Source organism: Vannielia litorea (assembly GCF_018424695.1).
Lineage (GTDB): Bacteria > Pseudomonadota > Alphaproteobacteria > Rhodobacterales > Rhodobacteraceae > Vannielia > Vannielia litorea_A.
Genome location: NZ_QTNQ01000095.1, coordinates 1 through 13,555 on the forward strand (window position 1 = coordinate 1; position 13,555 = coordinate 13,555).

The following is a 13,555-nucleotide window of genomic DNA, read 5'->3' on the forward strand; positions in this document are numbered from 1 at the left end:
GGGTGAGGGTGTCTTCCAGCCGGGGGGAGACGTCGCAGATGCGGGTTTCGAGCGTGGGGAAGCGGTGGGAGGGGCGCAGATCCCACCAGATTTTGGTGCTGTCCTCGATCACGCCGAGATCTATCAGCACCTGCACCGTACGCTCGTATTCGGTGAAGCTCGAGAAGTTGGGGGGCAGGCCGGTGCGCGGGAGGTTGTCGAAGACGGTGAGGCGGTAGGACGACAGGCCGGTGTCCTGCCCCTGCCAGAAGGGGGAGGAGCCGGAGAGGGCGAGGAGGTGGGGGAGGAAGTAGGAGAGTTGTGGCAGCAGGTCGGCGCGCAGGTCGTCATCCTCGATGCCGATGTGGACGTGCGTGCCGCAGATCAGCATCCGGCGGACGACGCCACCGAGATCCTGGCTGAGCGCATTGTAGCGCTCGCGGTCGGTGTGGGGCTGGTCCTTCCAGTCGGCGAAGGGGTGGCAGGAGACGGCGATGGGGGCGAGGTTGTGCTCGGCGGCGCAGCGGGCGACGGTGCCGCGCAGGCGCTGGAGCTCGCCCCGGGCGGCGCCGATGTTTTCGCACACCCGGGTGCCGATCTCGATCTGGCATTGCAGGAATTCGGGGGAAACTTGTTCGGCCAGTTCGGCGGCGCAGGCCTCCATCAGCGCTTCGGGGGCGCGGGCGAGGTCGAGCGTGTCACGGTCGACCAGCAGATATTCTTCCTCGATGCCGAGCGTGAAGCTGGGGGTGGTGACGGCCATGGCGTTCTCCCTGGTTGCCGTCCAAGACTGGCAGAGGGGCGCGCCGGGGGGAAGAAAAAGACGCGTGCGCGGCGCATGGGAGCGCGGCCCGGGCGCGATGTGGCCCGGGCCTGGGCGGTCGTCAGTCGGCGATGACCGTGAGGTTGGTGTCGAGGTCGGTGACGAAGGCGTTGTCTTCCTGGATGACAACGCGCTCACCATCGCCAAGGCCGCCTTCGGCAAGGGGGCTGTCGGAGGTCAGGTCATAGACCTGCACGTCATCCTCCTCGATCTGGGGCATGTCGAAGCGTTTGATCACGGTGCCGTTGGCGGCGATGCAATCGTTGCCCACCCGGGTGGTATCGGTCGGGCAGACCGGGGAGACGAAGGTTTGGGCGGCGAGGGGGGCGGCGGCCATGGTGGCCAACAGCGCGGCGGGAAGGAGGCGGTGTTTCATCGGTTCTGTCCTTTCGGTTGGCAAAGCAACGCCGGGACAGGGCCAGGGGTTCCGCCGCGGGCAGGGTCAGGCGGAGCGGCGGGCGAGGTCGTTGAAGCTCTTTTCGGCCAGCCCCAGCACCTCGAGCGCGCCGGCCTCGGTGTCTTGCACGACGGCGACAATGGCATCCAGTTCGGCCCAGCTGCGCATCACGAGGTTGGACATTTCGCGGGTGCGGGGCGTGGGGGCGTAGTAGCAGATGATGGTTTCCGGGCCCTGGAGAAAGGCCTCGGCCTTTTTGGCCTGGATGGCCAGAAGCGTTGGGTAATCGGTGTCGAAGGAGGTGACGGGGGAGAGATCGACCAGTTGCTTCTGGCCGGGGCGGAAATCGGGGTCGGCCATGTAGCGGCCGAACATTTCCATGGTTTCGGAAATCTGGGCGTAACCCTCGTATCGAACGTAGACGAGGCCGATGTCGGCGAAGATGCGGTAACTGAGGGGCATGGGTGGTCCTTTCCGGGGGCGGAGCGCCGTTTTACCGGACGGCAGGAGTATGTCCATGCAACATGGATGAAACGTGACGTGGCGGCAGGCGCGGCGAGGCTGCGGCGAAACCCCGCTCTTCGCACGAAAAGCGTACACCGTGGGTTGAAGGTATTGGTCTGGATGGTGCAGACCGCTCTCGGATTTCTACGTTTCAGCTGGTTGGGCGGGTCCCGGGCGGCGTAAAGGACGGGAGTTGCCGAGATGCGGGTTGCAGTTGGAGCAATTACGCGCCGCAGGCCGGAAGGTCTGAAGCGATTGCTTGAGAGTTTCGAGCGGATGGAGCGCCCAGAGGGCGTGGATTTGGTCTTCGTTCTGGTCGAGAATGAAGGCGAGCATAGTGAAAGCACCAGCACCACGGTGGCGCAGTTCGCCGAAAGGGTAGCGGAGCCGGTCTTGTTACGCCTCGAGCCGCGCCGCGGCATCCCCTTTGCCCGCAACCGGGTTCTCGAGACCGCCGAAGAACTCAGTGCCGATTATCTGACCTTCATCGATGATGACGAGGTGGTCGCTCGGGACTGGTTGGTGATGATGTTGGACAGCGCACGGTCGCGCGGGCTTGATCTGGCCGGCGGGCCTGTAACCCCGCTCGCCCCCCAAGGCAGGCTGACCGCGCTACAGTTGACGATCCTGGATGATCTCCGCCAGCGAGCGGAGCGGGAGGCCGTTGGGCGATCGGACATGGCAACCCGCGATTGTGACCAGCATGTGGATGTTTACACCAACAACTGGTGCTTGCGCGTAGACGCTGCACGGAGCCGCCAGTTGTGGTTTGATCCGGCAACCGCAGACAGTGGTGGCGAAGACACAAAGTTCAGCCAGGACATGTTGGCGACGGGAGCGCGCAACGGCTGGGTGCCGGGCGCCGTGGTGGAAGAGGTGCAGCCGCCCCAGCGGCTCACGCTCCGCTATCAATACAAGCGGATGCGCGACCAGACCCGGATGCGCGCGCAGCGGGAAGGGTTCGGGCGGCGCGAGAGCCTGAAGAAGGCGTCTCAACGCTTTGCCGAGGCGGTGGCGTTATCGCTGGCGCTGCCGGTTGTCAGCGTCATACGCCGTGCGCGCGGCCGGGAGCTGCTGGTGCGGATCGTCAGAAAGGTCGCGCTCGCCACCGGGCTGGTGGGCGGCACACTTGGCGTGCGCAGCCGCCACTATGCGCCGCAGAGCGAGGCCCTGCATGTCGAAGGCTCTCGGGCGCGCAGATAACTGGAAGGCTCATGGAACTGATCTTCGGACTTGGCTCGGGCCGGTGTGGCACAACGAGCCTGGCAGCGCTTCTGAACAGGCAGCCTGACGTCTGCTGTTTCCACGAGTTGGCACCGTCGGTGATGGCTTGGGAGGGGGCGGAGGCAACAGTTGGGTCGCTTTTGCGCGACTTCGGAGCGATTGGCGAGGGTGGCCCACGCTGGGTGACCGCCGATCGCGTGGTGCCGGAGCGCGAGACCGGGTTGGCACGACTGGGAGCGCTGGAGCAAGTCACGGCATTGGGTGACGTGGCCAGCTACTACCTTCCCTATGTCGCGTTCATTCTGGAGCAGGCGCCGGGAGCGCGGTTTCCGGTGCTGCGCCGGGATCGCGACGAAACCGTGCGCAGCTTTGTGCGAAAGCTGACCGACCATGGCGGACGGGTAAAGCGCAGGTGGTGGGAGCCGCCTCAGGTTCGCAACCATTGGCTACCGCGTGCAGACAAGCGTTGGGTGAGTGACCTGATCTGGGACAAGAACTTTCCGGGCTACGATCTGCCGGATGGCAGCAGGCTGGAAGACTATGTCGCGCGCTATTACGACGACTATTATGCGCGTGTTGGTGCGCTGGAGGAGGCGTTTCCGGAGAGCCTCCGTGTGTTTGGGCTGGAGCATATGACCACGCGGGGGGGAAGGGCGGAGATTCTGGAATTTTGCCTGCCCGGGAGGGCGCATGTCGATGCCGAGGCGCATCTGAACAAGGGGTAGGTCACAAGCGAAAAGGCCCGGCGCAGGCCGGGCCTTTGGCGTAACTGTAGCAGCTGGGCGATCAGTCCATCTGCTTGAAGGCGAATTCGCCGCCGTCCTTGATGCCCGAGAACCACCGCGCGGTGACGGTTTTGGTGCGGGTGTAGAAGCGGAAGGCGTCGGGGCCGTATTGGTTGAGGTCGCCGAAGCCGGATTTCTTCCAGCCGCCGAAGGTGTGGTAGGAGAGCGGCACCGGGATCGGGAAGTTGATGCCGACCATGCCGACGTTGACCCGGTGGGCGAAGTCGCGGGCGGTGTCGCCATCGGCGGTGTAGATGGCGGTGCCGTTGCCGTAGGGGTTGTCCATCACCAGGTTCAGCGCCTCATCGTAGTTTTCGGTGCGCACTTGGGTGAGGACGGGGCCGAAGATCTCTTCCTTGTAGATGTCCATCTCGGGTGTGACCCGGTCGAAGAGATGGGGGCCGACGAAATAGCCCTCTTCGTAGCCTTGCAGCGAGAAGTCGCGGCCATCGACCACAAGCTCGGCCCCTTGCTCGACGCCGGAGTCGATCAGCCCGAGAATGCGCTGCTTGGCGGCGGCGGTGATGACGGGGCCATAGTCCACGTCGCTTTCGGAGGTATAGGGGCCGACCTTGAGGGCCTCGATGCGGGGCACCAGCTTTTCGACGAGGGTGTCGGCGGTTTTCTGGCCCACGGGCACGGCGACGGAGATGGCCATGCAGCGCTCGCCCGCCGCGCCGTATGCCGCGCCCACCAGCGCGTCGGCGGCCTTGTCCATATCGGCGTCGGGCATGACGATCATGTGGTTTTTCGCGCCGCCGAAGCACTGCGAGCGTTTGCCGTTGGCGGTGGCGCGAGCGTAGATGTATTGCGCGATCGGGGTGGAGCCCACGAAGGCGACGGCCTGGATGGTTTCGTTGTCCAGGAGGGCGTCGACCGCCTCCTTGTCGCCGTTGACCACTTGCAGCACACCGTCGGGCAGGCCGGCCTCTTGCAGCAGCTCGGCGAGGCGCATGGCGGTGGAGGGCACGCGCTCTGAGGGCTTCAGGATCATCGCGTTGCCGCAGGCCAGTGCGCCGGCCATCTTCCAGAGCGGGATCATCGCCGGGAAGTTGAAGGGGGTGATGCCTGCGACCACGCCGAGGGGCTGGCGCATGGAGTAGAGGTCGATGCCCGGGCCGCCGTCGTTGGTGTATTCGCCCTTGAGCATATGGGGCGCGCCCATGCAGACTTCGACGAACTCCAGCCCGCGCTGCACGTCGCCGCGCGCGTCGGGGAGGGTCTTGCCGTGCTCGCGGGCGCAAAGCTCGGCCAGCTCATCCATGTGCTTGTTGATGAGGGCGCCGAAGGCCATCATCACCCGGGCGCGGCGCTGCGGGTTTGTGGCGCCCCAAGCCTTCTGGGCTTCGGCGGCGCGGGCCACGGCGTCATCAACCTCGGCCTTGGTGGCGAGGGCGACCTTGGCCTGCACTTCGCCGGTGGCGGGGTTGTAGATGTCGGCGGTGCGGCCGGATGTGCCTGCGGTTTTCTTGCCGTCGATGAAATGTCCGATCTCGCCCATGGCGGAACTCCTCCTGTTTTCGGGTCGCGCCGACCATACCCTTGCAATTATCCCGGTAGAAGCGGCAGTTTGGCAAACACGTCTTGCAAAAATGCATGGGAGAGAAGGATGGCCGTGTCGTGGGACGACATGCGGATTTTCATTGCTGTCGCCCGAGAAGGCAGCCTTTCCGGGGCGGGCAATGCGTTGAAGTTGGACCCGGCGACGGTGGGCCGCCGGGTGCAGCGGCTGGAGGAGAGCCTCGGTGCGCCGCTCTTTCTGAAGTCGCCGCAGGGCTATGCGCCGAGCGAGGCGGGCGAGCGGCTGATGCCCCACGCCGAGGAGCTGGAGCAGGCGATGCTGACGGCCGAGGATGCGGTGCGCGGGCAGGAAGACAGGCTGACCGGCACGATCCGCGTGGGCGCGCCCGACGGCTGCGCCAACTTTCTGTTGCCGCAGGTCGTCAGCCGGATTTGCGATGCCCACCCCGAGCTGGAGGTTCAGGTGGTTTCGCTGCCGCGTGTCTTCAACCTCAACCGCAGGGAAGCCGATTTGGCGATTGCCGTCTCACGGCCCACGGCGGGGCGGCTGACGGTGCAGAAGATCACCGATTATCACCTCTACCTCGCCGCCGCCCGCCCCTGGCTTCGGCACAACACGGTGGAGACGCTGGACGATCTGCGCGGCAAGCGGCTGGTGGGCTACGTGCCCGACATGATCTTCGACAAGGAGCTGGACTACCTCGGAGAGCTGGGGCTGGAGCGGGTGCAACTGGCCTCCAACTCGGTTTCGGTGCAGTTCAACTGGATCCGGCAGGGCGCGGGCATCGGGATCGTGCACGGGTTTGCCATGGGCACCGTGCCAGGGATTCAAGCGGTTTTGCCCGAAGAGGTGAAGCTGAAGCGCACCTTCTGGCTGGTGCGCCATGCCGATGACCGGCGCGTGCGGCGGCTCAGCCGATTTGCCGACCTGCTTTGCGAGGGGCTTCGCGCAGAAGTGGAGCGGCTGGAAGGCGAGGCTTGACAGGTGCGGCGGCTGGCGCGACCCTCAACCCAAACGGGCGACGTTGGAGGTTAAGCCATGCTTGTGCAACAGATTCTCAAGGACAAGGGCGGCGACGGCGTGCTTTGTGTGAAGCCCGGAAGCTCGGTTGCCGATGCGGCCAAGCTGCTTTCGGAAAAGCGGATCGGCTCGGTGATCGTATCGTCCGACGGCAAGACGGCCGACGGCATCCTCTCGGAGCGCGACATCGTGCGCGAGCTGGGAAAGCGCGGGCCGGGGTGCCTTTCTGACGTGGTGGACGACTTGATGACCACCAAGCTTGTCACCTGCACGAAGGAAGAGACGGCGCTGAGCGTGCTGGAGAAGATGACCGAAGGGCGTTTCCGCCACATGCCGGTGCTGGATGGCAGCGAGATGATCGGGCTGATCTCGATCGGTGACGTGGTGAAGGCGCGGCTGGCAGAGCTTGCGATGGAGAAGGACGCGCTGGAAGGGATGATCATGGGGCATTGAGCCCTGGCTGCCGGGGCGGGTGCGCCATGAATGCGCACCCTACGCTAGGCGGGGTGTGCCGCAGAGCCAAGCAGATCGGGGCGGGGCCACCGCGGGCGCGGCATATCGGATCTGACGCAGCGTCTATTCCGGCAGGAAGATCGGCAAGCCCGGGGTTTCGAAGCGCAGTTCCAGCGCGCTTTGCCTGTGCCGCACGCCGGGCGGATTTCGGAAATTGAAGGCGGTTTCCCCGGCGTAGGCGAAGGATGATTCCTCGGCCCCCTCGGGTGGTAGCGCGTAGCCGATGCGCAGGCGGAGCACCTCCACTGTGTCCTGCCGGGGGAAGGCCAGCTCGTTGTTGAGGTATTCGCGCCACGGGCGCAGTGGCAGCGAAAACCGCAGGGCGCCTTCGATGGCGTCACCGGGCGCGAGGCGCACCATCAGCGGCACCGCGAGCTGGGTGGGCTGGAGGCCTTCGGGCAGGGGTGGCACGTCTTTCATCACCAGAACCTCGCCCGCGTCGGGCAGCGGGTAGACATAGGCGCGCCCGGCGTCGGCCATTTGGCCGCGCTCGGGATCGTGCAGCACGAGCTTGTCATAGACATAGGCGGGGCCGGCGCCCTGGTTGTCGACCCGGTAGGCGAGGGTGAGGGCGTTCTCGTCGGGTTGGGCCTCGATGCGGGCCCGCAGGGTGAGGCCGTCTTGTTCCATGGTCGCGGTTCCTTTCGCGGGGCCTGAGGCGGGAGGCCGGGGGCCGGCGGTGGCAGAGCCCGCCTTGCTGCCCGCGCCGATGTTGCAGGCGGTGGCCAGCGGGGCAAGGGCGAAGGCGGAGAGACCCGCCAGCAGGGCGTGGCGGCGCTTCACCAGGGTGGCCCGCCGGTCCAGGTGGGCGGGTAGTAGGTGGGGCGCTCGGGCACGCCAAGATCGCGCCGCAGCGAGTTTTCGGTGGGCACATCGGCTCCGTGGTCGGGCACCGGCACGGTGTTGCCTGCCGGATCGGTGATGGAGGTGCCCCGGGTGCCGACGGTGGCGCGCTCTTCGCCCCGGTTGGAGCTGCCGGACTGGCCGGGGTAGCTGTCCATCGGGCCGGTGGCCTGGGTGCCTTGCGCGTTGTGATAGGCATGCACAAGCTCGTGGCCCAGCACGATGGTGGGTGTCTGGCCCGGGAAAGAGGCGCGGTCATCGTAGGTCGGGTTCCAGTCCACACGGCTGCCGGTGCCGGTGCCGTCCTGGGCATCGGTGCCGTTGTTCGGCGTGCAGAAGCCGTTGTTTCCGGTGTACTCATGCATTTCGACCATGTTGCCCGAGTCCGCGATGCCGCGAAAGATCTCGCGGCCCGTGGGCGTGCCATAGAGCGTGGCGGCGGCGTTCTGAACTTCGAGACGGAAGGCATCGGTGCCCTGCACGTCGATCGGGATGGTGACCGAGCCGCCGCCGATCAGCACGTTGTATTGCCCCGAGGAGCAGACGGCAGAGCAGGCGGTGAGCGACATCACCCGCGCCGTGGGCAGGCCGCCGGTCAGCACCGTCATCGCGCCCTGGGTCACGGTGTTGGGACCGTGGAAGAGGCAGCCGTGCTGGTCGAGCGTGCGGGCCTGGGGCAGACTGCCGGTCAGCACCGTGGGAAAGCCGATGGAGGGCACGGCGCCGGTGGGCGGGATGGCGTTGAACATCATCCCCATGGCGGCCAGCCCGCCAGCGATGCCAGCGGCCACGGCGCCGCCCGCGGGGGTTTTCATGACAGGGGAGCTCAGCAGCGCATCGGCAGCGGCGCAGGCGGCTGTCATTGCCGCAGCAAGGGCCGCAACGGCGGGCACGATGTGGCTGGTGCGGTCGGTGATGCGTGTGGCGGGCGTGGTGAACATGGCTCACGTCCCTCCGATGGCGTCGGTCGGCTGGAAGCTGCCGAGGATGGCCTGAAACTCGGGCAGGAGCGCGTCGTAATCCTCGGTGCCGGAGGAGAGCGTCACAATCCAGGCCGCGCCCGCCTCGGCTGGGAAGTAGGCCTGCACCTGGGTCAGCCGCCCGGCATCGGCCTGCCAGCCGAAGACGATCAGCGGCACGGTCTGCCCGGCCAGTTCGGTGGGCGCATCGTAGAGCAGGGAGAACTGGGTGAGTTGACGGGCCAGCTCATCACGCTGGCTTGCGGCGAAGTCGGCAAGGCTCTCGGCGCCGTCCATGCTCTTGCGCATGAAGACGACCGAGCGGCGGGGTTCAACCCCGGGCGCCGGGGCGCAGGTGACCATAACCTGTGTGTCCCAGCCTTCCGGCAACCGGGCGCGAAACAATTTGAGGTCGATATCTTCCATGATGATGACTCGACGGTATGAAAAAGGCGTAATGTATCAATTGACGTAAAGTTAAGCGGGCTATCGGGGCCTTTCAACTGCGCCCGGCGTGAATATTCCGTGCGAAAGATTCTTGCGGCCCGCACCCGGCTTTCGCCTTGCCCCCGGGGAACGGCTGGTGTTTTCTGCCCGCGATCCGCGGCGCGAGGGAGGGACAGCCATGCGTGTGGGGCTTTATCCGGGCACATTCGATCCGGTGACTTTGGGCCATATCGACATCATCACCCGCGCCACCGCCCTGGTGGACAGGCTGGTGATCGGCGTTGCCATCAACCGCGACAAGGGCCCTCTGTTCGACTTGGAGGAGCGCGAGGCGATGGTGGGTGAGGCGTGCCGCGAGATTGCGCAGAGCACTGGCTGCGAGATCGTGGTGCACCCGTTCGAGAACCTGCTGATCGACTGCGCGCGTGACGTCGGCGCCGGCCTGATCGTGCGCGGCCTGCGGGCTGTTGCCGATTTTGAGTATGAATATCAGATGGTTGGCATGAACCGGCAGCTCGATGACAGCATCGAGACGGTGTTCCTGATGGCCAGCGCCGAGCGGCAGGCGATTGCCTCGAAGCTGGTGAAGGAGATCGCGCGGCTGGATGGTGACATCTCGAAGTTCGTCAGCCCGGCGGTGCGCGAGAAGCTGCTGGCCAAGTTCGCCTGAGCCGGGTAGGGCAACGCGCATGGTTGCCAATGTCATATGCATCAAGTGGGGCACGCTCTTTGGCCCCGAATACGTGAACCGGCTCTACTCCGGCGCGCGGCGGCATCTGAGCGAGGATGTCCGCTTTTTCTGCATGACAGAGGAGCGCGCGGGTCTGCACCCCGATGTGGAGGTGCTCGATCTGCCGGTAGAGCCCTTTCTGGCCGAGATGGACGCAGCGCTCGCCGTGGCCAACCGGCAGGGGGCGATGCGCAAGGTGTCATTGTTCCGGCCGGGGCTGATACTGGATCTCGACGGCCCGCTGCTGGGGTTTGACCTTGACGTGGTGGTGACGGGGCCGCTCGACGGGCTCTTGAATTTTGCCCCCGGCAAGGTGGCGATGCGAGCCGATTGGGTGGAGGCCCGGCGGGGCCGCAAGACGGGCCATGGCTCTGTCTTCCGCTTCGACCCGGCGCTGCATGGCTGGCTCTACGAAACGCTTGCCGCCGACCCGAAGGGTGAGGTGGAGAAGGCGCGGGGCAGCGAGCAGCGGTATACCTCGACGCTGGCGCAGGCGCGGGGTGAGTTTGCCTATCTTCCCGGCGACGAGGTGGTGAGCTTCAAGCATGATTGCCTCGGCCTGCCGCCGGTGAATTGGCTGGTTCCGGCCAAGCTGCCGGAAGCGGCGAAGGTAGTGTGCTTTCACGGAAACCCGAAAATGCACGAGGCGGTTGAGGGCTACTCCGGCTCCTGGTTGCGCTATTGCAAACCGACGCCCTGGCTCGCGGAGCATTGGATTGATCGCGCGCGGGAAGACCTCGGCCCGGAGTGGGCGTGAGCAAATCGTGAATTTTCGTCCGGGCGGCTACGCCGTCACCTCAGGTTTGGCCTGCGGGGGTTGCGGCGGGCGTTTGAGGGCTTAGCCTTCGAGCCGGGAATGGAATTGGAGACGATCTCATGAAGTTGCGTAACTGTGTGATGATTGCGGTCGCTATGGGCGCCGTGGCGATGGGGACGGTGGTCGAGGCGAAGCCCAAGGTGGTGCGCCAGATCCCGGTGACGAAGGAGTTCATCACCGACGAGATCAAGCCAAGCACCAACCCGAAGGGCTACAAGTTCAAGATGCGGATGATCGTGGTGGACGGGATCATCGAGATTTGCGGTGTGGGCGTGCATCGGGATGCCATGCTGCGGCGCTCGGCTACGGAATATCTGCGCAACCTCACGCTGTCGATGAACGGCAAGGTGATTATGCGCGATTTCCGCTTCTTCAACACGGTGAAGAGCGTGAAGGCGCTGGAGACGGCCAAGGCCAACTGTGCCTCCACTGGCACCCGGGCGCCCAAGGGCAAGCCGAAGTGGAGCTGGGGCGGGCACGGCGCACGGTTCTAGTTGCGGCGCGGCTTACCCGCCGGTGTGGCTCATGTGCCGGGAGACCTGCCCCTCGACCGTTTGGCGCGAATAGTCGAAATCATGGCCCTTGGGCTTGAGGGCGATGGCTGCGCGGATCGCCTCTTCGAACTCGGGGCCGGGGCCGAATTGGCGCAGCGGCGCGCGCAGGTCGGCGCGGTCTTCCTGGCCGAGGCACATGTAGAGCTCGCCGGTGCAGGTCATCCGCACGCGGTTGCAGCTTTCGCAGAAGTTGTGCGTCAGCGGGGTGATGAAGCCGATTTTTTGGCCCGTCTCTTGCAGTTGCACGTAGCGGGCCGGGCCGCCGGTGCGCTCGGCGAGGTCGATCAGGGTGTAGCGCTCAGAGAGTTTGGCGCGCAGATCCTTGAGCGACCAGTACTGGCCGATGCGGTCTTCGTTGCCGAGATCGCCCATGGGCATGACTTCGATCCAGGTCAGGTCCATGTCACGGGCGGCGCAGAACTCGGTGAGGGTGAAGAGCTCATCCTCGTTGAAGCCCTTGAGTGCCACGGCGTTGAGCTTGACCCGCAGGCCGGCGGCTTGCGCCGCATCGAGCCCGCGCAACACCTGGGGCAGGCGGCCCCAGCGGGTGACGCGGGCGAATTTCTCTTCGTCCAGCGTGTCGATGCTGACGTTGATGCGTTTGACGCCCGCCGCCGCGAGCTGGGGCGCGAAGCGCTCGAGCTGGGAGCCATTGGTGGTGAGGGTCAGCTCATAGAGCGCGCCGGACTCCAGGTGCCGGGTCATCCCCTCGAAAAAGGTCATGATGCCCTTGCGCACCAGCGGTTCGCCGCCGGTGATGCGAAGCTTCTTCACGCCGAGGCCGATGAAGCTGGTGCAGGCGGCGTCGAGCTCTTCCAGCGTGAGCAGTTCCTTCTTCGGCAGGAAGGTCATGTTTTCGGACATGCAGTAGACGCAGCGAAAATCGCATCTGTCGGTCACCGATACGCGCAAGTAGGTGATCGCGCGTTGGAAGGGGTCGATAAGGGGTGTTTCCATGGGGTATAGGTAGGCCTCAAGGGGCGGAGCGGCAAGGTGAATTGCGGCCCGTTCGGCAGAGTTGCGACCAAGGTGGCACGGAGCAGGAGTGTGCAGGCGATGCGGAGATTTCTGGGGATAACGGCGGTAGCGGCGCTCTTGGCGGGCTGTGCGGAGGGTCCGTTCGCGGTGAAACCGAAGGCTGGTCCGGCGGGCGAATCCGAAGCGCGGGAGAGCGTGGCACCCGTGGCCGCGGAGGCCCCGCCACCGCCCGCAGATGCACGCACCGCCGACCAGTTCGACACCACGACCGATGAGGAAAAGCAGGCCGCCGCCGCAGCGCCGGTGGCCGCCGAGCGTGAGCTGGGCAGCACGATTGCCTCGCTGGGCGATCCGACCGATCCGGGCTTCTGGGCCGAGACACCGCTGGTGAACACGGCGCAGGCCGGGCGGTTGGTGTACCCGGGCAATGGCAACTCGGTGCAGGTGGAACTTCGGCCTTCTGGCGGCGAGCCGGGATCCGGCACGCGGGTGAGCCTGCCGGCGTTCCAGGTGCTGGGCGCGCCGCTGACGGGGCTGCCGGAACTGCTGGTTTACGCCGGGTCCGCGGGGTAGCTCGTCCGCCCTTCGAGGCGTCCTCGCCCCGGGGGCGTGGGCTGATTGCCTTTCCTAGAGGTGTTTGGCGGCTTCGCGGCGGGCGAAGGGCTTGAGGCCTTTGCCGGGGCCGTCGAGGAAGGCGCGGGTTGCCTCGGCGTCGTGTTTGGAGAGGTCGCGCAGCCACCAGGCGACGGCCTTCTGGATGAACCATTCCTTATCTGACACGTAGCCTTCGGCCCATCCGAGAACGCGGGCGCGGACCTCGGCCTCGGTGGCGTTGGGGTGATTTTTCTTGGCGAAGGGGAGCGTGGCGACGAGGGCGGCGCGGCGGGTCCAGAGGTTTTCGCTCGTCGTCCAGCCTTCGACTTCGTCAAGGCGGGCGGGATCGGCTGCAAGGCGCTTCTGGGCCGCCATCATGGCATGGTCGGCGATGGCCCATGAGTCGAGGTCGTGGGCCCATGTGGCGATGAGTTGCCAGGCCTCTGCATCGGGGCGGATACGGGCTTGCGTGAGCAGCTTGGCGGCCGCGATGCGGGCTTCGAAGATATCGGTCTCCCAGAGCGCGCCCGCGAGGGAGACGCGCTCGGGCACGGGGAGGGTGCGGCGCCAGTCGGTGGTGATCGCGTTGAGCGCCGGGTTGGAGATGCCGATAACCTCGCGGCTCTGCTTGTGATAGGCCGCCATGCCCTCGGCGCGGCCAGGCTCGGCAAGGGCCCGCAGGGCGGTGAGGGCAGCGTCAGGGGTCATCGGTTTCGGCCTGTGGCGGAGAGGGCGGAGTGGGGGCCAGCCCCCACACCCCCGGAGATATTTTCAGCAAGAAAATGGGACTGTGTGGGGCGCTACTCGACTGTGACAGATTTGGCGAGGTTGCGGGGCTGGTCGACGTCGGTGCCCTTGGCGACGGC

Annotated in this window: 17 protein-coding genes; 8 read left to right on the top strand and 9 right to left on the bottom strand. The window is 66.0% G+C overall.

All coding sequences use genetic code 11. The features are described 5' to 3' along the window. The 3 genes from DYI42_RS20660 to DYI42_RS20670 all read right to left on the bottom strand — a co-directional run. Positions 1 to 742, bottom strand: a 742-nt coding sequence (locus tag DYI42_RS20660; RefSeq protein WP_213548573.1) for a carboxylate-amine ligase, incomplete at its 3' end; no start/stop codon positions are given. A 121-nt stretch (positions 743 to 863) separates the two neighbouring features. Beyond that, a complete protein-coding gene (locus DYI42_RS20665) occupies positions 864 to 1,178 on the bottom strand; it encodes a hypothetical protein (protein WP_213548575.1) in 315 nt (104 codons plus the stop codon). Between the two features lie 66 nt (positions 1,179 to 1,244). Next, positions 1,245 to 1,661: a hypothetical protein gene (locus tag DYI42_RS20670; protein WP_213548577.1), complete on the bottom strand. Its 417-nt coding sequence runs from the start codon at positions 1,659 to 1,661 to the stop codon at positions 1,245 to 1,247. Between the two features lie 336 nt (positions 1,662 to 1,997). On the opposite strand from DYI42_RS20670, the gene DYI42_RS20675 reads away from it, so the two are divergent. Together DYI42_RS20675 and DYI42_RS20680 are read left to right on the top strand one after the other, a co-directional pair. Next, the gene (locus tag DYI42_RS20675; RefSeq protein ID WP_342344708.1) at positions 1,998 to 2,906 is read left to right on the top strand and encodes a glycosyltransferase; all 909 of its coding nucleotides are present in this window, start codon (positions 1,998 to 2,000) and stop codon (positions 2,904 to 2,906) included. Between the two features lie 11 nt (positions 2,907 to 2,917). Then, the gene (locus DYI42_RS20680) at positions 2,918 to 3,652 is read left to right on the top strand and encodes a sulfotransferase (protein ID WP_213548581.1); all 735 of its coding nucleotides are present in this window, start codon (positions 2,918 to 2,920) and stop codon (positions 3,650 to 3,652) included. A gap of 61 nt (positions 3,653 to 3,713) precedes the next feature. On the opposite strand, the gene DYI42_RS20685 is transcribed toward DYI42_RS20680, so the two are convergent. Next, the gene (locus DYI42_RS20685) at positions 3,714 to 5,213 is read right to left on the bottom strand and encodes a CoA-acylating methylmalonate-semialdehyde dehydrogenase (RefSeq protein ID WP_213548584.1); all 1,500 of its coding nucleotides are present in this window, start codon (positions 5,211 to 5,213) and stop codon (positions 3,714 to 3,716) included. Between the two features lie 108 nt (positions 5,214 to 5,321). Between DYI42_RS20685 and DYI42_RS20690 the strand changes: the two genes are divergently transcribed. Together DYI42_RS20690 and DYI42_RS20695 are read left to right on the top strand one after the other, a co-directional pair. Continuing rightward, positions 5,322 to 6,215 (top strand): LysR family transcriptional regulator, encoded by an 894-nt coding sequence (locus tag DYI42_RS20690; protein WP_213548586.1) that lies wholly within the window; start codon positions 5,322 to 5,324, stop codon positions 6,213 to 6,215. Between the two features lie 57 nt (positions 6,216 to 6,272). Next, positions 6,273 to 6,707 (top strand): CBS domain-containing protein, encoded by a 435-nt coding sequence (locus DYI42_RS20695; RefSeq protein ID WP_213548588.1) that lies wholly within the window; start codon positions 6,273 to 6,275, stop codon positions 6,705 to 6,707. A 123-nt stretch (positions 6,708 to 6,830) separates the two neighbouring features. Here DYI42_RS20695 and DYI42_RS20700 read toward each other — a convergent pair whose 3' ends face one another. From DYI42_RS20700 to DYI42_RS20710, 3 genes are read right to left on the bottom strand one after another with little or no spacing between them, the layout of a single operon-like run. Then, positions 6,831 to 7,550: a hypothetical protein gene (locus DYI42_RS20700; RefSeq protein WP_213548590.1), complete on the bottom strand. Its 720-nt coding sequence runs from the start codon at positions 7,548 to 7,550 to the stop codon at positions 6,831 to 6,833. Then, entirely contained in the window at positions 7,547 to 8,551 is a 1,005-nt protein-coding gene (locus DYI42_RS20705; RefSeq protein WP_213548592.1) for a M91 family zinc metallopeptidase, read from the bottom strand. Before DYI42_RS20705 ends, DYI42_RS20700 begins: the two co-directional genes overlap by 4 nt. A gap of 3 nt (positions 8,552 to 8,554) precedes the next feature. Further along, positions 8,555 to 8,995 carry a DcrB-related protein gene (locus tag DYI42_RS20710; protein WP_213548594.1) on the bottom strand — a complete coding sequence of 147 codons (441 nt, stop codon included), beginning with the start codon at positions 8,993 to 8,995 and terminating at the stop codon, positions 8,555 to 8,557. A gap of 199 nt (positions 8,996 to 9,194) precedes the next feature. Between DYI42_RS20710 and coaD the strand changes: the two genes are divergently transcribed. From coaD to DYI42_RS20725, 3 genes are all read left to right on the top strand, one after another. After that, a complete protein-coding gene (coaD, locus tag DYI42_RS20715; protein ID WP_213548596.1) occupies positions 9,195 to 9,686 on the top strand; it encodes a pantetheine-phosphate adenylyltransferase in 492 nt (163 codons plus the stop codon). A 19-nt stretch (positions 9,687 to 9,705) separates the two neighbouring features. Then, positions 9,706 to 10,503 carry a glycosyl transferase gene (locus tag DYI42_RS20720; RefSeq protein ID WP_213548598.1) on the top strand — a complete coding sequence of 266 codons (798 nt, stop codon included), beginning with the start codon at positions 9,706 to 9,708 and terminating at the stop codon, positions 10,501 to 10,503. Positions 10,504 to 10,643: 140 nt separating this feature from the next. Beyond that, entirely contained in the window at positions 10,644 to 11,057 is a 414-nt protein-coding gene (locus DYI42_RS20725) for a hypothetical protein (RefSeq protein ID WP_213548600.1), read from the top strand. Positions 11,058 to 11,069: 12 nt separating this feature from the next. Here DYI42_RS20725 and moaA read toward each other — a convergent pair whose 3' ends face one another. After that, complete coding sequence (gene moaA, locus DYI42_RS20730; protein WP_213548602.1) at positions 11,070 to 12,074, bottom strand: GTP 3',8-cyclase MoaA; 1,005 nt, start codon at positions 12,072 to 12,074, stop codon at positions 11,070 to 11,072. A gap of 168 nt (positions 12,075 to 12,242) precedes the next feature. Between moaA and DYI42_RS20735 the strand changes: the two genes are divergently transcribed. Then, a complete protein-coding gene (locus DYI42_RS20735) occupies positions 12,243 to 12,668 on the top strand; it encodes a D-galactarate dehydratase (protein WP_342344709.1) in 426 nt (141 codons plus the stop codon). 54 nt (positions 12,669 to 12,722) lie between these two features. Here the strand turns inward: DYI42_RS20735 and DYI42_RS20740 are convergent, their stop codons facing one another. Further along, complete coding sequence (locus tag DYI42_RS20740) at positions 12,723 to 13,397, bottom strand: DNA alkylation repair protein (protein ID WP_213548606.1); 675 nt, start codon at positions 13,395 to 13,397, stop codon at positions 12,723 to 12,725. Positions 13,398 to 13,555: the final 158 nt, after the last annotated feature.

Bases quoted from the DNA above. Each gene is read 5' to 3' on its own strand.
- DYI42_RS20665 (WP_213548575.1), bottom strand. From the start codon at position 1,178: ATGAAACACCGCCTCCTTCCCGCCGCGCTGTTGGCCACCATGGCCGCC.
- DYI42_RS20670 (WP_213548577.1), bottom strand. From the start codon at position 1,661: ATGCCCCTCAGTTACCGCATCTTCGCCGACATCGGCCTCGTCTACGTT.
- DYI42_RS20680 (WP_213548581.1), top strand. From the start codon at position 2,918: ATGGAACTGATCTTCGGACTTGGCTCGGGCCGGTGTGGCACAACGAGC.
- DYI42_RS20685 (WP_213548584.1), bottom strand. From the start codon at position 5,213: ATGGGCGAGATCGGACATTTCATCGACGGCAAGAAAACCGCAGGCACA.
- DYI42_RS20690 (WP_213548586.1), top strand. From the start codon at position 5,322: ATGGCCGTGTCGTGGGACGACATGCGGATTTTCATTGCTGTCGCCCGA.
- DYI42_RS20695 (WP_213548588.1), top strand. From the start codon at position 6,273: ATGCTTGTGCAACAGATTCTCAAGGACAAGGGCGGCGACGGCGTGCTT.
- DYI42_RS20705 (WP_213548592.1), bottom strand. From the start codon at position 8,551: ATGTTCACCACGCCCGCCACACGCATCACCGACCGCACCAGCCACATC.
- DYI42_RS20710 (WP_213548594.1), bottom strand. From the start codon at position 8,995: ATGGAAGATATCGACCTCAAATTGTTTCGCGCCCGGTTGCCGGAAGGC.
- coaD (WP_213548596.1), top strand. From the start codon at position 9,195: ATGCGTGTGGGGCTTTATCCGGGCACATTCGATCCGGTGACTTTGGGC.
- DYI42_RS20720 (WP_213548598.1), top strand. From the start codon at position 9,706: ATGGTTGCCAATGTCATATGCATCAAGTGGGGCACGCTCTTTGGCCCC.
- DYI42_RS20725 (WP_213548600.1), top strand. From the start codon at position 10,644: ATGATTGCGGTCGCTATGGGCGCCGTGGCGATGGGGACGGTGGTCGAG.
- moaA (WP_213548602.1), bottom strand. From the start codon at position 12,074: ATGGAAACACCCCTTATCGACCCCTTCCAACGCGCGATCACCTACTTG.
- DYI42_RS20740 (WP_213548606.1), bottom strand. From the start codon at position 13,397: ATGACCCCTGACGCTGCCCTCACCGCCCTGCGGGCCCTTGCCGAGCCT.